This window comes from Psychrobacter sp. NPDC078409 (assembly GCF_050268505.1).
Taxonomy (GTDB): Bacteria; Pseudomonadota; Gammaproteobacteria; order Pseudomonadales; family Moraxellaceae; genus Psychrobacter.
This window is the reverse complement of sequence record NZ_JBNNGW010000001.1, coordinates 204140-225425: the sequence shown is the minus strand read 5'-3', so window position 1 is coordinate 225425 and position 21286 is coordinate 204140. Positions and strand designations below refer to the sequence as shown.

General features: G+C 43.6%; 12 protein-coding genes. 4 read left to right on the top strand and 8 right to left on the bottom strand.

All coding sequences use genetic code 11. The annotated features are described in order from the left end of the window. The first annotated feature begins 147 nt into the window (after positions 1-147). On the top strand, positions 148-573 hold the full coding sequence (locus tag ACQKC9_RS00730; protein ID WP_427620134.1) for a hypothetical protein: 426 nt from the start codon (positions 148-150) through the stop codon (positions 571-573). 232 nt (positions 574-805) lie between these two features. Next, a complete protein-coding gene (locus tag ACQKC9_RS00725) occupies positions 806-1705 on the top strand; it encodes a LysR family transcriptional regulator (RefSeq protein WP_057760292.1) in 900 nt (299 codons plus the stop codon). A 120-nt stretch (positions 1706-1825) separates the two neighbouring features. Here the strand turns inward: ACQKC9_RS00725 and ACQKC9_RS00720 are convergent, their stop codons facing one another. Then, the gene (locus tag ACQKC9_RS00720) at positions 1826-3007 is read right to left on the bottom strand and encodes an aspartate aminotransferase family protein (protein WP_427620133.1); all 1182 of its coding nucleotides are present in this window, start codon (positions 3005-3007) and stop codon (positions 1826-1828) included. Between the two features lie 40 nt (positions 3008-3047). Beyond that, positions 3048-3239 (bottom strand): DNA gyrase inhibitor YacG, encoded by a 192-nt coding sequence (locus ACQKC9_RS00715; RefSeq protein ID WP_397477474.1) that lies wholly within the window; start codon positions 3237-3239, stop codon positions 3048-3050. 189 nt (positions 3240-3428) lie between these two features. Between ACQKC9_RS00715 and ACQKC9_RS00710 the strand changes: the two genes are divergently transcribed. Then, complete coding sequence (locus tag ACQKC9_RS00710) at positions 3429-4103, top strand: SAM-dependent methyltransferase (RefSeq protein WP_427620132.1); 675 nt, start codon at positions 3429-3431, stop codon at positions 4101-4103. 129 nt (positions 4104-4232) lie between these two features. On the opposite strand, the gene ACQKC9_RS00705 is transcribed toward ACQKC9_RS00710, so the two are convergent. After that, a complete protein-coding gene (locus ACQKC9_RS00705) occupies positions 4233-5627 on the bottom strand; it encodes an ABC1 kinase family protein (protein ID WP_427620131.1) in 1395 nt (464 codons plus the stop codon). Positions 5628-6076: 449 nt separating this feature from the next. Continuing rightward, positions 6077-7387 carry a phosphoribosylamine--glycine ligase gene (gene purD, locus ACQKC9_RS00700; protein ID WP_427620453.1) on the bottom strand — a complete coding sequence of 437 codons (1311 nt, stop codon included), beginning with the start codon at positions 7385-7387 and terminating at the stop codon, positions 6077-6079. A gap of 458 nt (positions 7388-7845) precedes the next feature. Here purD and ACQKC9_RS00695 point away from each other — a divergent pair, with 458 nt between their 5' ends. After that, positions 7846-12693: an NAD-glutamate dehydrogenase gene (locus ACQKC9_RS00695; protein WP_427620130.1), complete on the top strand. Its 4848-nt coding sequence runs from the start codon at positions 7846-7848 to the stop codon at positions 12691-12693. 135 nt (positions 12694-12828) lie between these two features. Here the strand turns inward: ACQKC9_RS00695 and ACQKC9_RS00690 are convergent, their stop codons facing one another. From ACQKC9_RS00690 to ACQKC9_RS00675, 4 genes are all read right to left on the bottom strand, one after another. Next, positions 12829-16719 (bottom strand): AAA family ATPase, encoded by a 3891-nt coding sequence (locus ACQKC9_RS00690; RefSeq protein WP_427620129.1) that lies wholly within the window; start codon positions 16717-16719, stop codon positions 12829-12831. 77 nt (positions 16720-16796) lie between these two features. Then, positions 16797-18407 carry an exonuclease SbcCD subunit D C-terminal domain-containing protein gene (locus tag ACQKC9_RS00685; RefSeq protein WP_427620128.1) on the bottom strand — a complete coding sequence of 537 codons (1611 nt, stop codon included), beginning with the start codon at positions 18405-18407 and terminating at the stop codon, positions 16797-16799. A gap of 153 nt (positions 18408-18560) precedes the next feature. After that, positions 18561-20177: a siroheme synthase CysG gene (cysG, locus tag ACQKC9_RS00680; RefSeq protein ID WP_427620127.1), complete on the bottom strand. Its 1617-nt coding sequence runs from the start codon at positions 20175-20177 to the stop codon at positions 18561-18563. Between the two features lie 395 nt (positions 20178-20572). Continuing rightward, on the bottom strand, positions 20573-21211 hold the full coding sequence (locus tag ACQKC9_RS00675; protein ID WP_427620126.1) for a phosphoadenosine phosphosulfate reductase family protein: 639 nt from the start codon (positions 21209-21211) through the stop codon (positions 20573-20575). Positions 21212-21286: the final 75 nt, after the last annotated feature.

Genomic DNA, 21286 nt, shown 5'->3' with positions numbered 1-21286 from the left:
TAGCCTGAACCAGTTGTTGAGCCTGAACCAGTTGTTGAGCCTGAACCAGTTGTTGAGCCTGAACCAGTTGTTGAGCCTGAACCAGTTGTTGAGCCTGGCGCAAATGATTCTCAGTTAACAGCACACTCTGATGAAGACCCACGTACGTTGCTGCGTTGTCCACCTCAAGAACTGACAGGCGAGTGGAACCCAGAAAAGTGGGACTACTGGTTACAGACGGCTCGTGAAGGCGAGGTATTGGCACAAGATGAGCTAGCACTAGCACGACAAGGTACAATGACTGGTCAATGCAATGGCAAAGCCACGTTTTTGACCAGTGTTGATAGTAAGCATTTGCAAGTCACTTTTCAGCAATTGGCAGTTAAGCTACAACAGCAATTTACGCAAGCTGACATTGACTTGAAAATTGATAGTAGTATCATGCAGACCGAAGATAAAACCCCAGAGCGCCGACAGAAAAAACGTTTAGAGCAAGCGAAAACCGTTGCTGAAACGAAATTACTAAAAACACCAGTAATGCAGTATTTAACTGAACGCGGTGAGGGGAGAATGGGTAAAGTACAGCTGTATTGAGATTTGGAGCAGTGATTGCTCAAAGTATCTAAAAGTATATTTATATATTGAACGTAGTTTTATATTAAATATCAAGGTGATAGCAATATATCACCTTGATATTTTTGTTTTTATTACGGGTCAAAATATATTTATCAAACAAGAGAGAACTATTTGATAACGATAAGATGAATGTAAAGTCGTTATAATGGTTAAGTTATATTAAAAACTGAAATGACGTTTAGGTGAGAATATGTTGGATAATTTACGCGGTATGGCTGTGTTCGCCAGTGTGGTCGGACATGGCTCTTTTAGTGGCTCAGCACGTGAGCTAGGTATTACAACCAGTGCAGTCAGTCAGCAAATTCGTTCGCTAGAGAACGAGCTTGGGGTGGTGTTGCTACATCGCTCAACTCGTAAGCTAAGCTTAACAGAAGCTGGTGAGAGCTTTTATGAAGCGGCAAAAGATGTCGTCAGTGCAGCGGAGCAAGGACGTATCAAAGTCAATCAATTGCGTGATGAGCTAGCAGGTAGCTTGCGTGTCTCGACCACGCCTGAGCTTGGTGTTAATCACATACTGCCAGCACTCTCTACGTGGATGGCGGCACATGATGATCTAAGTGTCACCTATCTAGCTGACAATCATTATATTGATATGATTGATGAGCGTATTGATATTGCCATTCGTATGAGCCCATCGATTAATGATTCTAGTTTGAGCAGTCATCCATTGACCGATGTGCGCCAATTACTGGTTGCCTCACCTCAGTATTTGCGTCAGCACAGTAAGCTAAATACGCCTAAAGATTTGGCTGAGCATCAATTAATCTGTATTGAAATCATGAAAGATGCCAATCAGATCGATATGATTCAGACTGAAACTGGCAAGAAAACGCGTGTTAAAATGAACTCACGTATCTATACCAACAACGTGTTTATGGCAACGACGTTGGCGAAAGAAGGTCATGGTTTGGTTAGAATGTTAGAAATGGACGTCAAAAAAGAGCTTGAGAGCGGTGAGCTGGTAGAAGTGTTGACTGGCTATCAATTACCGAGCTTTGTGCTATATGCGGTCACTTTAAACCGCGACCAACAGCCAGCTAAAATCACTCGTTGTCTAGAAGTATTGAAAAAGTACTTCCATGCGAATTAAGTGTTGTTCTCACTACGCACGAAACGTTTTTAGTTAGCAATAAGCAGTTAGCAAAAAGCCTATAGATAATGAATCATCTATAGGCTTTTTTGTTGTCTATTATTAACGTTGAAGCATGCTTTAAAATGATGGCTTTAATAAATTAATTAAACGCTCAATAACTTGTGTGCTTTCATCACGGCTCATGTTAAGCGGCGGCAGCAAACGTACGACATGACCACCCGTCACATTGATGATCAGCTTTTGCTCATCACGGGCACGATCTACCAGTTGGCTACAATCCATATCTTCAGGTAGCGCGATACCAATCATCATACCTGCACCGCGACTGCTAACGCCATGTTGGCCAAATGTATCAACGATACTTTCTCTAATGAATAAACCCTCAGTCACTGCGTTTTCCATGATATTACTATTTGCTAGCACGTCATATACGCTATGTACCACGCGGCTGGCCAATGGCGTGCCACCATAAGTAGAGCCATGGCTACCAGCACCAAACAAACCATTGGCACGGCCACGTACCATGCACGCACCAACTGGGAAACCATTACCTAGGCCTTTGGCTGTCGTCAACACATCAGGGCGAGCATTGCTATGTTGATAAGCAAAATATTTACCCGTACGGCCATTACCTGTTTGTACTTCATCCAGCATAAATAGCCAGTTATGAGCGTCACATTCTGCTTGCAACTCTTCAAGATAGGTGAAGCCATTGGCTGCAGTGTTTAGGCCACCTTCGCCTTGGATTGGCTCTACAAATATAGCGCAGATATCATCATGTTCTTGAGCAGCTTGTTTGACAGCAGCGATATCGCCAAATGGCACACGAATAAAGTCTTCATCTAGCGTATAAAACCCTTCACGTGCTTTTGGATTTGCAGTAGCTGACAAAGATAATAACGTACGACCATGGAACGATTGCTCCATTACGATAACTTTTGGACGTTTAAAACCTTGCTTGTAGGCGTATAAACGTGCCAGTTTTAATGCAGCTTCATTGGCTTCGGCGCCGCTATTGGCAAAAAACACACTGTCCATTTGGGCGGCGGTACATAGTATCTCTCCAGCACGCTCTTGCCAATCAATGCCAAACAAGTTGCTTGTATGAATTAACGTACCTGCTTGCTGCTGAATCGCGTCAGTGACTTGTGGATGACAGTGTCCTAAGCCGCATACCGCGATACCAGTTAAGGCATCTAAGTAAGGCGTGTCATCTTGGGTATAGAGCCAACTGCCTGCACCGCGCGTAAAGCTGATTGGTTGACGATTATAAGTGGGCATCAGGTAAGTAGCAGACATGTAAAGCATCCTTGGTATAATAATTGAGTAAAAGTGTGGGTTATAGCTCGTCAGAAAAAGGCGTGGTTTCTGCAGGTAAGGTGTAGTCTTCGTTTGCCCAAGCACCTAAGTCGATCAGCTTGCAGCGACTACTACAAAACGGCTTGTATTTATTGTCTTGCCAGGCCGTCTGAGTGCCGCAACGTGGACAAGGATAGGTCTTTGGGAGCGTATTTGCAGTAGAGTCAGTCATAAGAAAAGAGCAATGTCCTAAATGTTATTAGTATTGGTTGCATATGGCACAAGCATAAAACGCATCCGTCATTTAAATTACGATGAAACGAGGCGTACTTGCTATCGCTGTATTACTATTCAATTGGATTGACTATATAATAGCATGGGGCCGAATAATGACAAAAGACAAATGCTTTAAGGATAGTAGATGACCGACAATATTGATCTCACGCATCAGCAAGAGCGTGCCTTTCAACCACAAAAACTGTCAGCACCGCGTGACTTTATTATTCCAACTATCATCAATGACAATAAAAATGAAAAACCGTTGATGCTAGAGATTGGGGCAGGGAAGGGTAAGCATGCACTTAGCTTTGCCGCACAAAATCCTGATAAGCATCTGATAGCCATTGAACGCACACGTAATAAATTTGAAGCATTTTCAAAATTAGCCACTTTACAAAATCTATCAAACCTAGACGCGATTCATGCGGATGCGATTGCATGGACAGTGCATGCCATTAAACCAAATAGCTTGGCTAAAATCTTCATTCTTTATCCCAATCCTGAACAGCACAATCCAAATCAGCAATGGCTGAACATGCCTTTTTTTGAGTTTTTATTATCACGCTTGCAGGTGGGCGGAGAAGTGATATTAGTCACTAATATCGAATCCTATATGGACAATGCAGAACACCAAGCAACTAAAGTGTGGTGTCTACCATCAACGCGTTCTCGAGTGCCAGCGACCAGTCAGCGCACTCATTTCGAAGTGAAATACCTTGCCCGACAAGAGGTGTGTTGGGAGCTAAGTATTCGTAAGCCGAAATGGTATAAAACAAGATTTGATGATTGGCAGGTAAGTGCTATAAGCGAAAAATAATAGCCTAAGTAAATATAGGGCTTATATCAATGATATACAATGAAAGTAGTAGTATTGAACACGAAATAGCCTAAGCAAATAAAATTAAAAAAAAGCCGTCACTAAAGGACGGCTCAAAATTTGCACATTTTATAAATAAGGTTTTACAAGGCTATTAGAGTTAGTATGCGCATCTAAAACAGTCAAAAAGGTATATGCACCAATAAACTTACGACTGATAAACATAAATTCTTTTGGTGGTAAGTTAAATTCAAAGGACTGCATTGCACGTGTGGCCGTAGTGGATAGGCGTGAATGTAATTTACTGTTGGCCCAAATATAGCGATTCTGCTCATCCAAACATTCACTAGGGATATTAGCGTTTTTCTCAGGGTCACTAAAAGGCTCGGTAGCAAGTAAAAATAAGGAGGCAATATCTGAACGTACTTTATTGCTCATACTATCGAAAAAGTCATATCCTTTCATAGCAATGCTCATTGCTTGCTGATCATGGCGATATCCCGCGCGTAGTAGACCACGAGCAATCGTTAATAAGTTACCATCAAACTGACGAATCGCTCCAAAATCTAGCAAAACCAATCTATCGATATCTTCTTCGTTTTCACTCACACGCACCAGATAATTACCAAAGTTGGGATCGGTTTGCATCTCACCCCATACAAAAATCTCTTGCATCATGATTTCAATGGCTGCTTGACCAATAGCATTTCGGCGTTCATGAGGTAGTAATTGCAATGCTTCTGAAACCACAGTGATACCTGGCTCGTATGACATACATAGCAGGCGTTTTTTAGAATAAGTGCGATTAATCTTAGGCACGATATAGCGCGGATCATTAATTAAACGCTCATAAAAACGCTCTGTCGTAGCCGCTTCCGCTTCATAATCGACTTCGTGATGGAGTAGGTCACGTATTTCCTCAAACCAAGCATCGAGTGCGCGTGTTTGAGGAACGATATTACTTACTTTTAACAATCGTTTGAACAAGGCAAGATCAGAGTTGATAGCATCTGCCACACCTGGATACTGAATTTTTAACACAACTTGTTCGCCAGTGGCGAGCACGGTCGCACGATGAACTTGGGCAAGAGAAGCAGTTCCAATGGGAACAGGATCAATGTCTAGCTCGTTTAATTTGTTGCCCAGTAACTGGCGTAATGTTTGCTCAATCGTCGGCCAAGTCAATGTCGCCGTATCATCATTAAGAGTTTGCAAAGCACGCGTGATCTCTGGCGGCAGTATGTGCTCACCATAAATCGCTAGCATTTGACCAATCTTGACGACCGAACCTTTCAATTTACCTAGCTCTGATGCCAGATAATTTGCCTGAGTTTCCATAAACGCCTGATTACGTGCAGTACGTGCTTCTTTATTTAAGAACATACCAGACACGCTATTACCCGCCCAACGACGACCAATATTCAAAGAAGTTTTTGCAATCGACATACGACGATCAAACCCTGAGGTTTTTAGGCTATCGATTGACTGCTTGTTGCTAAAAGGTTTAGACGTATCATTTGCCATAAGTATAATCATTCATCCAATTGGTATTGATTTGCGGGTTCGAAACCTACAATACAAGGGAGACGTGATGCACAGGTACAAAATTGTATCATATAAAGCGCGTTGGTTTTATGAGCCTGAGCTGGCTATTGATAGTTACTTTGTAAGCCAATATCTAGCGGTAACTATTGATAAATAGGTGCTTACTAGTTTGAGTATGATTCATAAATAGTTAGTATTTTCTAGCAAGTTCACTGACTATTAAAATTTAGTGAAATCTATTTATAGCTAATAGGTAAGTATCAAAAAGATACTAAAAAATAAGACCTAGCATGATGCTAGGTCAAATAATGATGTAGAGCTATAAAATATAGAAATACTATTAATCAAACACATTGAGCAAAACCTTCGCGTTATCTAAAATATTGCCCAAGACGTTACTCAATATGTTTTTTAGTACGCTTTAGCTGCTAAGCATTTTCGCGAGTGATGGCATGGTGTCCAATATCACGGCGATACTGCGCACCATCGAAGCTAATAGCAGCGGTAACTGCTAATGCGGCTTGCTGAGCATCAGAAATACTATCTGCTAGCGCAGTTACACATAAGACGCGCCCGCCGTTTGTGACGACTTCTTTATCATTATCGTTAGAAAATGCCGTGCCCGCATGGAAAACTTTCACAGCAGTGTCGTTGTTAGGATCTAGCTCTGGCAAGCCAGCAATCACATCACCTTTAGACGAAGTTTCAGGGTAGCCTTTTGATGCGACAACGATACCTAGAGCAGGGCGCGCATCCCATTTTGCTTCACTGGGTAATTGACCTGCCAAACCTTGTGCGACCAAATCGACCATTGATGACTGCAAACGCATTAAGATAGGCTGCGTTTCTGGATCACCAAAACGGCAGTTAAATTCGATGACATATGGGTCGCCTGCCTTATCAATCATAAGACCAGCGTATAAGAATCCAGTATAAGGGTGGCCTGCGTTTTTCATGGCCTCGACTACTGGTTGAATCACTTGCTGCATAACTTTGTTATGAACATCGCTGGTAACAACTGGAGCAGGGGAGTAGGCACCCATACCGCCAGTGTTTGGACCGGTATCGCCTTCAAAAGCACGTTTATGATCTTGACTGGTTGCCATTGGCAATATGTTGTCACCATCAATCATGCAAATAAAGCTGGCTTCTTCACCCTGTAAGAACTGCTCGATAACCACGCGGCTGCCAGCATCACCGAACTTGTTGTCCGCTAACATATCGTCGATAGCTTCATGTGCTTGTTCGATCGTTTCAGCAACGATGACGCCTTTACCTGCAGCAAGACCATCTGCTTTGATAACGATAGGCGCGCCTTGCTCATCAACATAGGCTTTTGCAGCGACTGCGTCGGTAAAACCTTGATAAGCAGCGGTTGGGATATTGTTTTGCTCCATGAACTCTTTAGCAAAAGTTTTTGAGCCTTCTAACTGTGCACAGTACGCTGTAGGGCCCCATGCTTTGATACCCGCTTCACGACAAGCATCAACAATACCCGTAACCAAAGGTGCTTCTGGACCAACAATTACCATGTCGATATCATTATTTTGACAAAAGGCGATAACAGCACTATGCTCGCCTGCGTCAGTAGACTCTAGCGTAACGTTTTGGCATTTAGGCTCAAGGGCGGTGCCAGCATTGCCAGGAGCGATGTAGACATTTTTTACATTGTCATCTTTTGCACATTGCCATGCCAATGCGTGTTCGCGACCACCTGAGCCAACCACCAAAATATTCATCATACCTTTTGCCCTTAGCATTAAAGTTAATAGTGAGCGAGTCGTACGCTCTTAAATATGTTGGCATATTCTAACAAAAAAACGCCTTCAATTACCATGAGTATCCGCCTGCCAGCACCGAATCATCCATATCGATGTCCAAAACCGCATTGTCTCATTAGTAAAGGTTATCGACACATCGCTGATTCATGAAATGATGTTGTACACTTTAGCTCGCGCCTTATGTGCGTTACACTTCACTATATTGGTAGTATTAAATTCTGATGGCTACATATTAATAAAAAATAAGAGCAAAAAAGGAGAAAATTTCTAACTGTTATAAAAATAAAATAAGTCGCGTGAATGGAAATACTGCACCGTTGCACCAATGATGAATATGCAGTAACAGTAGTCAATCTAAATCGATAAACTTAAATAAATAAATGTTAAACCAAATCTATAAAAAAAGGACGCAGGAAATGCCAAACTCCCTCAGTATCGCAAAAGAGCGCATTAGCCAGATAAGCGATATTGCTACCAGTTATGTACAAAAAGACAAATCGCTATTTGATCATTTTATTCATAGCTATTATCAGCCGCTGCATCAAGAAACTGCAGAGGCGATTAGTAATGCTGACTTGGCGGGCATGGCGCTACATCACTTTACACTACTCAAAGCTTACGACGGCAGCAAGCCACAGCTGACAGTACTAAACCCAGCAGCAGAAGAGCAGCACTTTCACAGCTCGCACACTGTCATTCAAATCGCAGCTTATGATAGACCATTCTTAGTTGATACGATTTTGATGAGCCTAGAAGCTGAAGGTATCGATGTTCATCGTACTTACAACATTATTATCAGTGTTGAGCGTGATGACAATGGTGCTATTACGCATATCGAAGGCGCACATGAAAGTGCCACTTCACATATGTCATTGATTCATTGTGAAATTGCTTACCAAGACAACGAAGACTTGGAAGCGCTGCAACAAATGCTGATGTCAAAAATTGACACGCTTGATACGGTCGTTGGCGACTGGAAACAGATGCGTGCGCAGTTGAATGACATCAAAACTGAGCTTTCAACTAAGCCACTACCAGAAGTATTCTATTCACAACAAGAAATCCAAGCATTTTTAGATTGGATCTTAGACGATCACTTCATATTCTTAGGGTATCGTGAATACCGCTTAGAAGGCGGTCAGTCTATCGAAGTGACTTCTGAGCCGACCGATTTAGATTTATTTGCGATTGGTAACAGTGGACTTGGTCTACTACGTGGTTCTGAGAAAGACAAGCTATCAGAAAGCTTTAGCCAACTACCTAAAGGGTTAAAGCAATTATTGACTGAACCACGCGTATTAATGCTGTCTAAATCAAGCCGTGTATCACCGATCCATCGCTCAGTATATATGGACTTTTTGGGCATTCATAAGTTCGATGATAACGGTAACCTAATTGGTGAATACCGCTTTATCGGTTTGCTTACGTCACAAGCTTATCAGCTGACTGTACAGCAAATACCGCTATTGCGCGAAAAAGCCAATAAGATTATGGCGATGGCAGACTTGCCACGTGACGGTCACGCTCATCACAAGATGATGCATGTGATTAACACTTTACCGCGTGATGATTTGTTCCAAGCCAGCGTCGAAGAGCTATACCCAATTGTTTCAGGCATTACTCAACTACAAGACAAAAAGAGCTTACGTCTATTTAGCCGTATTGACCATTATCAGCGTTTTGTCTCGTGCTTGGTCTATATCCCGCGTGATAAGTTCAATACCGAGCTACGCATTAAAGTACAAAATGTCCTAAAAGACGCCTATAACGGTATGTCTTCAGGGTTTACCACTGAATTCAACGAATCTGCGCATGCTCGTGTGCATGTCCACGTACGTACCGTGCCTGGTCAAGTAAATGACGTCAATATCGCCACACTTGAAGCCAAATTATCAGCACTCATGCAATCATGGGATGATAATTATCAAAAAATGCTCCTCGATAATGTGGGCGAACAACAAGCCAATGCTTTAAATCGTCGCTTCTTGAACTATATCCCTGCTGCCTACCAAGAGCGTTTCGATGCTCGTACTGCAGTCGAAGACACGAAGCGTCTGGCAGGACTGACCGCAGAGCAACCGATGCTCTGGCACTTATACCAGTCAACAGGCGACGCACGTAACCAGCTCCACCTAAAGCTATACGGTCGTGAACAGCCGGTTATCTTGTCAAAAGTACTACCAATACTCGAAAACTTTGGTGTGTCAGTTATCTCAGCACAGACTTATGAGTTTGACTTGCCAGAGCAGCCTATCTGGATGCAAGAGTATGAGTTGACCCTAGAGCATGTCGATACGGTCAATATGCAAGTCGTGCGTGGTCAGTTCGAAGATAGCCTCAAGCAAATCTGGGCAGGTCGCGTTGAAAGCGATTCGTTTAATGAATTGGTACTAACGACCAAGCTCGACACTTACGATGTCGTCGTATTGCGTGCATTGTCTCGCTATATGCTACAAGCACGTGCGCCATTCTCGAGTGCTTATATTCAGCAAACTGTGGTCAAAAACAGCGATATCAGTGTGGCGTTAGGTAGTTTGTTTGACGCACGTATGAATCCTAAGTATAGCGAAGAAGAACGTCAAGAAAAGGCTTCTACTATCCAAGAGCAAATCACAGCTGCGCTAGCAGATGTAGATAGCCTAGATGAAGATCGTATCTTGCGCTGGTACTTAGATTTGATCAATGCGATGGTACGTACCAACTTCTATCAAGTCGATAGCGATGTTCAGCGCAAAGATCGTCTGTCATTTAAGTTCTTGGCAGCAGACATTCCAAACTTGCCTAAACCAAAGCCAATGTTTGAGATATTTGTGTATTCACCACGCGTCGAAGCTGTGCACTTACGTGGCGGCAAAGTCGCTCGCGGTGGTCTGCGCTGGTCAGATCGTATGGAAGATTTCCGTACTGAAGTACTCGGCCTTGTCAAAGCGCAGATGGTCAAAAACGCAGTAATCGTCCCTGTAGGCTCTAAAGGCGGCTTTATTGTAAAAACCAAGAGCATGGCTGATGGCCGTGAGGCGTTCCAAGCAGAAGGTATCGCTTGTTATCAGACGTTCTTACGCGGCATGCTTGATGTCACAGACAATATTGTAGATGGCAACATCGTCCCGCCAGCCAACACGGTACGCCATGATGAAGACGACCCGTACTTGGTTGTTGCAGCAGACAAAGGTACAGCTACCTTCTCTGACATAGCCAACGCGCTAGCAGCAGAGTACAACTTCTGGCTAGATGACGCCTTTGCCTCAGGTGGCTCAGTAGGGTATGACCATAAAGCAATGGGTATCACAGCTCGCGGTGGTTGGGAGTCTGTCAAACGTCACTTCCGTATGCGCGGTATGGACATTCAAAACCGTGATGACTTCACCGTTGTCGGTATTGGTGACATGAGTGGTGATGTATTCGGCAATGGCATGTTGCTATCAACGCATACTAAGCTGGTTGCTGCCTTTAACCATTTGCATATCTTTATTGATCCTAATCCAGATACTGCCGCCTCATACGCTGAGCGTGCACGCTTGTTTGAGCTACCACGCTCATCATGGGCAGATTATGAAGCATCATTGATCAGTCAAGGTGGTGGGATATTCTCGCGCCAAGACAAAACCATCGCTATCAGCCCTGAGATGAAATCGCTCTTCGATATCAGTGAAGACAGCCTTGCACCGAATGATTTGATCAGTGCGTTACTACGAGCACCTGTCGATCTGATCTGGAATGGTGGTATCGGTACTTATGTCAAAAGTGCAAACGAAACGCACGCTGACGTGGGCGACCGTGCGAATGATTCGCTGCGTATTGATGGTAATGAGCTACGTGCAGCCGTCGTTGGTGAAGGTGGTAACTTAGGTCTAACCCAGCAAGGTCGTATCGAGTACGCTCAAACGGGCGGCCGTATCTATACAGATGCAATCGACAACTCAGGCGGTGTTAACTGTTCGGATCATGAAGTCAATATCAAGATCCTACTTGGCAAAGTGGTCGAGCAAGGTGATATGACACTGAAGCAACGTAATGAGCTGCTTGAGAGTATGACTGACACCGTAGCAGAATTGGTACTACGTCAAAACTACTTGCAACCACAAGCGATCGAGCTGAGCCATATCCGTGCCGCAGCCAATCTGAGTGATCATCAGCGTTTTATTCAGATGCTAGAGAGTGAAGGGCGTCTGGATCGTGCGATTGAGTATCTACCATCAGATGAAGAGATTGCGAAACGTCAAAAAGCGGATACTGGTCTGACCAATCCTGAGCTGGCAGTGGTCTTGGCTTATGGAAAAATGTGGGTCTATGACAATCTATTATTGTCTGATTTACCAGATGATCCGTACTTTATCAATGAGCTACGTAAGTACTTCCCAGATGAGCTTGCGTCACGCTTCTTTGATGAGATGACCGAGCACCGTTTGCATCGCGAGATTATCAGTACTTACTTGACCAACAGTGTGGTCAACCGCTTAGGTATTGAAGCGCTATTCCGTCTCTTTGAAGAAACCGATCAATCACTAGCCACTATCGTACGTGGTTATGCGATTAGCCGTGATGTATTCAACGTATCGCGCGCTTGGAAAGCACTTGAAGCCCTAGACAATCAAGTTGAGGCGACGTTATTGCTAAATCTTGAGCTACGTCTACGTGATTCACTTGAGCGCGGTGTGGTCTGGTTCATCAACGCCTTTGGTCAAAATCTGCAAGTCGCGGATATGATTAGCCGCTTTAGTGAAAGTGTGGAAAAACTGACGAAGCCAAGTGGTTTTATCGAGCAGCAATTTGCACAATATCTGCAAGAAGACACCAAGCGCTTGATGCAAAAAGATCTGTCTGACAACGATGCTACTTTATTTGCAATGCTACCGTACCATGTCGATGCGCTTGATGCTGCATTGCTGGCTGAGCAATATGAGCGTCCTGTTGATGAGATTGCAACCCTATACTTTGAAGCCTATCAAGTGTTGCAGTTAGATTGGATGATGGACAATATTGCCAATTTACCGCAGCAAGACTACTGGGATCGCCGTGCACGCCATGCGTTAGTGAACGAGTTGTCACGCAGCTTGCGCCTACTAATGGATGCGGTACTGTCTAAACCAGATGCCAAACAAGCATTTAGTGAATGGAGAGCAAGACACGTCGATCAGCTTGCAGCAGTCACGACGGAGATGAATAAGTTAGATGAGCTGCATAGCAACGATGAAGAAAGTCAAATTGGTCTGTCAACGTTGTCAGTATTGATGAGCGAGCTGAGTGGTTTAGTTACTAAATAATTATTCATTCAGTAAGAAATAAATATCCGTAAGTTCAAAAAAACCACCGTCCTTAATGCTCGGTGGTTTTTTATTGTTTAAACGAAATCGTTTAATCGAAAGTAGAGTAGAAAGTAGCAAACTGACTAGCTTAAATTATGATGCTTTTTCACTGACAACTTTGTGGCATCCTTGACCACTAATTCGGCTAAAGCCGCCCGAGAGCTTTTCGACCTTAATTTGGGTTAAGATACGATCTTTTAGCGCCTGCACATGGGATATCACTCCGATTAATTTGCCTTCTTGCTGCAAATTGGTCAACGTATCAAGCGCAATATCTAAAGATTCTTCATCCAAGGTACCAAAGCCTTCATCCAAAAATAGCGAGTCCACGCGAATATTTTGGCTGGCCATCTGCGACAGTCCTAACGCCAAAGCAAGACTGATAATGAATCCTTCACCACCTGAGAGATTTTTGGTACTACGAATCTCACCGCCTTGATAATTATCAATGACATTAAGCTCAAGCGGGCTATTGTCATCACGAGCCAGCAAATAGCGATCACTCATTTTTTGCAGCTGAGTATTGGCATGATTAACCATTAGATCAAAAGTGAGGCCTTGAGCAAAGGTACGATACTTTTTGCCATCAGACGAGCCAATCAGTTTATGTAGCTGTTGCCACACTTGTAACTTCTCTTTTTGGCCATTGATGGCATCAATTTTCAGCTGTTGGGTGCTTTTCTTATCCTCATTGTCTTTTAGACGCTGACTGATTGCACCGATTGACTCAATGCAGCTATTAAACTTCTCTTGGACTTGCGCTTGCTGCTGGATAAGCGTTTCTTTATCGTCTGTTGTCAGAGGGTTTACTTGCTTATCTTCTAATGCTTTCTCGGTTTCTTTCAATAAGGATTGCGCTTGTTTGAGTGCATAATCAATACGTTCTTGCTGCTGCTTAAGTGTATTGCGCTCATCCATAGGCAAGCGCGCCGCCAAAAATTCTGCTTCCGTATCAAAGCTGGAGGCGGCAAGTGCGTTATTAAATGCGATATGTTGCGTCTCTAAGGTTTGCGTAGCTGCTTCGATACGATTGGCTAAGTTTTCTTGCTGCTTTAAGAGCTGTTGCAAATTATACGTTTCTGTATCCAGTTGTCGTTGGGCAACACTGTGCGCCTCTTGCGCTTGATCTAGCGTGTCTCTAAGCGTACGCTCAGCTGCTTCTAGGTCGGCCGCTTCGAAAACCTCTGCGCGTTCGTCTTGAAACTGGGTTAGTGCAGCTGTCTGTTTATTCTTCACTTGTATTAAACTGTTAAGCGAATCGGTATCTTTTTTGAGCTGTACTTCTTTATTCTCAATATATGCTTTTATGCGTTCAAGGTCGATCTGTATTGTCTGCTGTTTGTCCTTATCTTCAGCGAAAGCGTCTTTTAACTGTACGAGGGCGCGGCGCTGCTGACGTAGTTCTTCAAGATAACTATCATAATCTGCATTGCTCAGAATTTTTTGTTGTTTGATGCTAGCCGATAACGGCTGTAAATTATCGGGCGCACGTTGCAAGGTGCTGAGCGCCTCTATCGGATAGCTACTGGCAGCATAAGGGTCAATACGCTGCAAAATGGCGGTAATGAGCGTTTGTAGTTCAGCAAAGTTCTCTGTAATCTTATTATCGATACCTGTTATGTTGTTTTCACTGATGGTAATCTGCGTTTTCTGCTCAGAGATATCGTTTGCCAACGCTTGCTGGTCTTTTGATGCTGTCTCTAGTGTCTCACGCATACGGGTTATGTCTTCACTGTAGCTTTCGTAGCGTTCTAAAGTATCTGTGATTTCTTTTTTATACTGATTTAACTTATCTTTGCTATCAGCAAGTGTTTGCGCGATGTCGTTATCACTACCCATCGCAAGTAATGGTTGTATCAAGTTGGCAATAGTACTGTCAGCTACGTTTTCATCATTCATCTGCTGTCTGATGACATACAGCAGTTCTGTTATGGCGGTATTGTGCTGCTGTATTTTTGTGGCAAGTTCGGCTTGCTGATTGCTTTGACTCTCAAGCGTACTTCGTTTACTTGCCTGCTCAATCTGCTGGGCAGTGATGCTTTTATTCAGCACGGCAATTTGTTCGTCTAAAGTATTAATATACTGCGTTAACTCGGCACTTTCGCTATCGGGCACGAGGTACGGGTGACTCTTACTATAGTGATGTTCAAGCGCGCCGCATAAAGGACAAGGTTTACCGTCTTGTAAATCGGCAATATAGTTCTCTAGCGCCATGACCTTTTGTTGTAGTTGTAGCTGATTCGATTTGTCTTGGCGCTTTTCTTGCGTGTTTTTGAGGTTTGCTTTTTTTGTTGTAATCAACTCTTCATAGCCACTGATTTCACTCTCTAGCTGCTCGATGTGACTCATGATTTGTGTCACTTGTACGTTAAGGTCACGGCGCTGCTGGTCATGAAAGCGCAGCTGCTCGAACTGCTGGCTAGTGCTGTCTATCTGCGTTTGCGTCGCGCGCATCTTTATGACTGATTGTACTTGAACTAGCTCGCTTTGCTCTTCTTGTAGGGTAGCTAAATGGTCTTGGATGGTTTTATTTTTTTTGCTGTGATCTTCTTGTCGCTTCTGCCATGTTTCCAAGGCCATTTTTTGTTCTTGTATCTCACGCTCTTGGCGGTTTCTTTCTTGGGAACGCGCTGAATTTTGCTGTATTAAATCTTTTAGGCGACTGCACTTTTCATCAAAAATGGCAATATCGCCGTCTAAACAGCTTAAATTATCCGTACCGGCAAGTTTGTTGGTCAATTGTGCGCTTTGGTTTTCTTTTTCTATGGCAATGCTTTTTTGCGCGGCAATATTTTCAAGCAGTTGCTCAGTGTCTGCCTGAAGTGTGTCATGTCTGTCATGTGTGTCGTTTAAGGCATAACGCTGCTGGGCGATCTCGTTGTCGAGCTCACGTGCTTTCTGAATCTTCGGCCGTGCGATTTGCATTGCGTTTTCTGCATCTTGGCGCTGTGTTATTTGCTTCTCTAGCTGTGTGCGAGCGCTTCGTGTAAGTGCTTGCTGTTTAGGTAAGTCATACTCGAGCTGCGCTTTTTCTCGATTTAATTCATCAACATGCTTGCGGGTAGATGATAACTCACCAAACTGACTATCAATCTCCAACGCCTTATTGGCAGCGGTTAAGCGCTTGGCATTAGGAATAAAGTCTTGCTGAGCCTGCTGAGCCTGCGCTAGATCATTTTGATAAGTATTCAGTCTTTCTTTTGACTCTGTCACGCTATCTAGCCACTTTATCTTTTCGGCCAAATCTTGAATGGTCTGTTGCTGCTCACTTTGGGCACTATGATATGACTGTAAATCGGCTTTTAACTGATTTTCCTCAACGGTATCTAAAAGCATCAAACCGTCTAAACCGTATTGTAGCTTATTAAGAATTTCTTCCTCGGTACGTTTCTTATCATGAACCTGTGTTGAGATAGTCGCGTAAATATCAGTGCCTGTAATTTTCTCTAAAATATCAGCACGTTCATCAGCCTTTGCCTTTAGAAATGCTGAAAAGCTACCCTGAGCCAGCAATATAGAGCGAGTGAACTGCTGAAAATCCATCCGAGTCAGTTCAATGATCTTGTTTTTGGTATGTTTTAAGGTGCTCTCTAACAGCTCATCCTCTTTTGACGAGTCATCAACGTTTATCTTAGCGATTTCATGAGTCGCATCTTGTAGATTACCGTCTGCTTTGTTGTAAGCACGGCGCTGTCCCCAGCGGCAGCGATACTGCTCGCCATTTAAGTCAATCACTACTTCAGCGAAACACTCTGCCGTCTGCCTAGTCATCACTTCATTGCTGCTCTTACTGATGCTATTAATCCTTGGCGTCTCGCCATATAGCGCTAAGCAAATAGCATCCAATATGGTGGTCTTGCCAGCGCCTGTTTGCCCAGTGATAGCAAAGATGCCTTCATTGGTAAAGGCAGTATCAGCAAAATCAATATGCCATTCGCCTTTTAGGGAGTTGAGGTTTTTTAGTCTGAGTTCGATTAGGCGCATGGATAATTCTTAATATTAGTAGTAATAGCCGCAACTGCGAAAAATTTAGGAAGTGTTGTTATGATATGTCGCTTATATCATTCCGCCTGTTTGTCTTCATGACGTAAGTTATAAAGTATCTGACCATAGGCATCGCGCAATGAGTCTTTTTGAGAATCAGCCACATCATTTATCGTCAAGCAGCGCTCAAACACTTCCATCTCATTTAAGTCCTGCAAGTTCTCAGAGGTTTGCTGCTGATTGAGGACTTTGTTATAAGTACGAGTGTTTTTTATCTTAAGCACTTCATATGGCACCCCTTCCACCATTGCTTGCACTTGCTCACGCAAATCACTGACAATCTCATCCCCTATATAGACAACCTCTAGCCAAATAGAGTCCGATTGCGTAAGCGCTCTAATGGTTTGCTCAATCGTAATTAGGTCACCAGATATTTGCGCCAGTTGTTGAAACTTTGGAATGGGCAGGGACATTACTTGCATTTGATTAGCGTCATCGCGATGCAGTATTTTATTGCTAGTCACGGCGTCAGTAGAAGTTTCTCGAATGCTTTTATATTGCTCAGGCTGAATAGGAGTATTTTCTATGACAGTGGATTTTTTAACTTCCTCATCTTCTAATGGCTCATCAAAGCCGAACAAGTCGTCCATGAAAGGCAGTGCCTGACTCACCACTGTTTTAGCAGTTTTTTCTGCTAATTTATCTACTGATTTTTTAACTTGGGCGACTTCAATAGTAGCGGCTATATCGATGGCATGAGGAATAATACTATCAGGTACGACATTCAGCTCTGAGATGTCATTATTAAAATGTTCTGCGGCACCAAACTGTACCAGTAATACTTGCTTTTGCTGTTTGGCCTCTCCAAAACCCATAGCGATGGGTGAGCCTGAGTATCGAATACTCTCACGACCGCCAACGCGCTGCGGCACGTGCAAATGCCCAAGTGCCACATAATCGAAGCCATCATTGAACATATCGGCAGATATTTTACCTAGTGAGCCGACATATAGCTCGCGTACACCATCATCCTCAGTTGTTTTGCCGCCAGACGCGAATAGATGTCCTGTCGCGATGATAGGAATATATCGCTGATGCGTTTTGTTTAAGTCGGCTTGCTTAGCCTTTGCAATGTCTGCAACATTGTCATAGTGCTCGCAAATACCAGCGATAACATTGGCGTCTTTGCTATCTGCGGACTCGCCAGCGCTACTGCTACGCACATCCCGATCGCGCAGATAGGGCACAGCGGCGATAATACAATGGGGGTTGTTGTCATCATCACCCAAAACTAATACTTCGTCGTCCAAGTCATCACAAGCAGTGCCAATCACATGTACGTTCAAAAATTTAAGCACATTGCTTGGCGCGTCTAAAAATGTTGGTGAGTCATGATTGCCAGCGACAATAACCACATGCTGACAGCAGGAGCGTGAGACCTTACCCAAAAACTCATAATATAGCGCTTGGGCTTTATTGCTTGGGGTCATGGTATCGAAGATATCACCTGCGACGATCAATATATCTACTTGCTGTGCGCTGATTGTGTCTTGTAGCCAATGCAGGAATAACTCAAACTCTTCATAGCGAAGACGCCCATATAGGCGTCGCCCCAAGTGCCAATCGGACGTATGCAATATTTTCAAAGGTTTAGTAGAGAGGTATTTAGGAGCAATAGATAAGGGCATAGTTTGGCTTATTATTAAACGTCAGAACAGGGGTTAGGTGGCTTTCATTCTAGCAAGAATCGTTAGAATTTTCTCTGTTGCCAAAAGAAAACCCTACCAATAGATAATTGGCAGGGTGGCTTTGCGTTACAGGTAATAATAAAACACAGAGGATTAATCGATAATGAGTTGTTCTAGATCGTCCCCTGAATTTGTCGCAAGATTTGCAATCATCGATAGCGCATGCGCTTGCTGGTCTATGGACTGTTTGACTGTTTCACCTGTCGTACCCTCACGTAGCCAGTTCTCATCTGAAGGATCACTGTTTTGATTTTGCTGATTATACCAAGCCAAATCATGATGCAGGCTGACCACGTCGCCCATGATAAGTAGGGCAGGCGTCGGCAACTCGGCGTCCTCTTGTTTGGCAACAATCGTTGCAAGCGTACCTGTCAGTACTTGCTGATTGGGCATACTCGCATTAGAGACGATAGCAATGGGCGTTTCGCTACTACGACCAGCGTCAACCAAGCCTTCAGTCAAACGTGCCAGCGAGTGCAGACCCATGTAAAATACGACTGTCTCATCAGTATTTAAAAAGTTCTCAAAATTACTGTTGGGTGCACCAGCCTTCAAAAATCCCGTCACAAAACGCACTGATTGTGAATGGTCACGGTGAGTTAGCGGAATGCCTGCATAGCTAGCAGCGGCATTGGCAGCGGTGATACCTGGTACGACTTGGTAAGGTACATTATGTGCACGCAGACTTTCGATCTCTTCGCCGCCACGTCCAAAGATAAACGGATCGCCACCTTTTAAACGCACGACACGGCGACCTTGTTTGGCATGATTGACAAGTAGCTCATTGATACCCAATTGTGCAACTGTATGGTTGCTGCGTTTTTTACCGACGAATACTTTATCAGCATCACGGCGGCATAAGTCTAAGACCTGCGGTGAGACTAAAGCATCATAAAACACCACGTCCGCTTGCTGCATTAAACGCAAGGCTTTGAAGGTCAGAAGCTCTGGATCACCCGGGCCTGCGCCCACAATATAGACTTCACCAACGGCTGGTAAGCTTTTTTCTGACTCATTCGATGCGACGGGCTTGATGGCATCCGAGTCTGTATCGTCGCTTTTCTTACTGATAGCAGCGGCAGTGCTATCCAAATCAGCTTTTAACTGTGCAATCGCTTCCGTTTCGTTACCAGCAAACATGAGCTGGCTGACTTGGCCTTCAAATGCACGTTCCCAAAACTGACGACGCCCAGTGAGTGTGGGTATTTTGGCTTTTACTTCGCTGCGGAAGTCACCTGCCAGCTTAGCCAATTTACCATAGCCTTGCGGGATTAACGTCTCAAGACGTGCCCGTAATAGACGTGCCAACACTGGCGCTTTACCATTTGATGAGATACCAATCACGATAGGATTGCGATCGATAATGGCTGGAAAGATAAAGTCACATAGGTGCGGTGTGTCGACCACATTGACTGGAATGTTTAGCTCAGTCGCATCTGCATGAATCTGGTGGTTAAGTGTTTCATCGTCAGTCGCGGCAATGATTACCCGTGCGCCTGACATATAGGTTTTATTATAATTCTCATAGATAAATTCATGTTTGCTGTCAGTGAGCAAAGCTTGTAGCTCATGGCTGATATCAGGTGCAAGTATAGTGATACAGGCACCTGCACGGCTGAGTAAATCCGCTTTACGCAGTGCCACTTCGCCGCCGCCCACGATGAGCACTTTACGGTCTTCTAATTTAAAAAATAGCGGGAAGGTGTTCATAATGTCACCATATATTTAATTGTTTATTATAAAAGGTAGAAAAGATATCAGGAATGCCGCCATTATGAGGTATCACAGGCATACTCTCACCTAGTGAATTGGCATTAGTATATTCGTTTTTGAGATATTAATTCATATTTTAGCCAGTAATAGGAATAGCGGTAAGTTTTCGATATATAGTCAGAGAACTAGTAAAAGGCAACGGTGTTACTCTCCCTAGAGGTACTATTTGTACAATTTGTAATCGACTGCCTTGTACCCATTTTAGATTTTTTTGACTTATAGATAGAACAAGCACAAAAAAATCCCGCTTAACGACTCTATTAAGAGCCAAGCGGGATTTTTTTATAGCTATAGCCATTGTTCAATAAACAATCGCTACAGTCAGCGCCTTACTACAGCTGAGTATGCAAGCCACACTCACGGCTTTCTTCTACCTTAGTTGGATCAAAGTAGTCATGCTCGTTTGGTAAGTTGTGCTCTTCTAAATATACGTCTAAATCAGCATCGGTCTTTTCAAACAATGGCGCTACTTTTAGCACGCCGTCTTTTGACAAGCTAAGTACGTCAAGACCTTGGCGGAACTCAGTTTGGTCTTTACGAATAGCATTGAACCACACATCTGGCTTTAGCTCTTCTAATGCACGGCGGAACGGCTCAAGCTTAACTTGCTCAGTGAACTCGTCATGCTGTGGGTTATCAATACCTGGGATACCATTCATCGTCGCGTCACGGTGTGCAGCCGTTTGTTTAGGAATATAAGTAACAACGTTTAGGTTCAAGTCATGGATAAGCTTGTTGGCAAACTGATAAGTAGCATCAGTGTTGTAGCCTGAGTCTACCCACAATACTGTGATATCAGGGCGCTGTTTGGCAACCAAATGCAAAATCGCTGATTCATACGGACGGAAGTTGGTCGTGATGATTGGGTTTTTTGCTTGAGTCAGTGCCCACTCAACGATTTGCTCAGGTGACTTACCTTGCAGGTCTTGGTTGGCTTGGTCAAGGTCTAGGTTTGGGTGTAATTGGCTCATAATACGTTCCTTAATTGTTGTTAATATAAAAGGGTTTATTAAAAATATTAGGTATTACTATAAAATTAATGGTCA

Bases quoted from the DNA above. Each gene is read 5' to 3' on its own strand.
- ACQKC9_RS00710 (WP_427620132.1), top strand. From the start codon at position 3,429: ATGACCGACAATATTGATCTCACGCATCAGCAAGAGCGTGCCTTTCAA.
- cysG (WP_427620127.1), bottom strand. From the start codon at position 20,177: ATGAACACCTTCCCGCTATTTTTTAAATTAGAAGACCGTAAAGTGCTC.
- ACQKC9_RS00695 (WP_427620130.1), top strand. From the start codon at position 7,846: ATGCCAAACTCCCTCAGTATCGCAAAAGAGCGCATTAGCCAGATAAGC.
- ACQKC9_RS00675 (WP_427620126.1), bottom strand. From the start codon at position 21,211: ATGAGCCAATTACACCCAAACCTAGACCTTGACCAAGCCAACCAAGAC.
- ACQKC9_RS00705 (WP_427620131.1), bottom strand. From the start codon at position 5,627: ATGGCAAATGATACGTCTAAACCTTTTAGCAACAAGCAGTCAATCGAT.
- ACQKC9_RS00690 (WP_427620129.1), bottom strand. From the start codon at position 16,719: ATGCGCCTAATCGAACTCAGACTAAAAAACCTCAACTCCCTAAAAGGC.
- ACQKC9_RS00715 (WP_397477474.1), bottom strand. From the start codon at position 3,239: ATGACTGACTCTACTGCAAATACGCTCCCAAAGACCTATCCTTGTCCA.
- ACQKC9_RS00725 (WP_057760292.1), top strand. From the start codon at position 806: ATGTTGGATAATTTACGCGGTATGGCTGTGTTCGCCAGTGTGGTCGGA.
- ACQKC9_RS00720 (WP_427620133.1), bottom strand. From the start codon at position 3,007: ATGTCTGCTACTTACCTGATGCCCACTTATAATCGTCAACCAATCAGC.
- purD (WP_427620453.1), bottom strand. From the start codon at position 7,387: ATGAATATTTTGGTGGTTGGCTCAGGTGGTCGCGAACACGCATTGGCA.
- ACQKC9_RS00685 (WP_427620128.1), bottom strand. From the start codon at position 18,407: ATGCCCTTATCTATTGCTCCTAAATACCTCTCTACTAAACCTTTGAAA.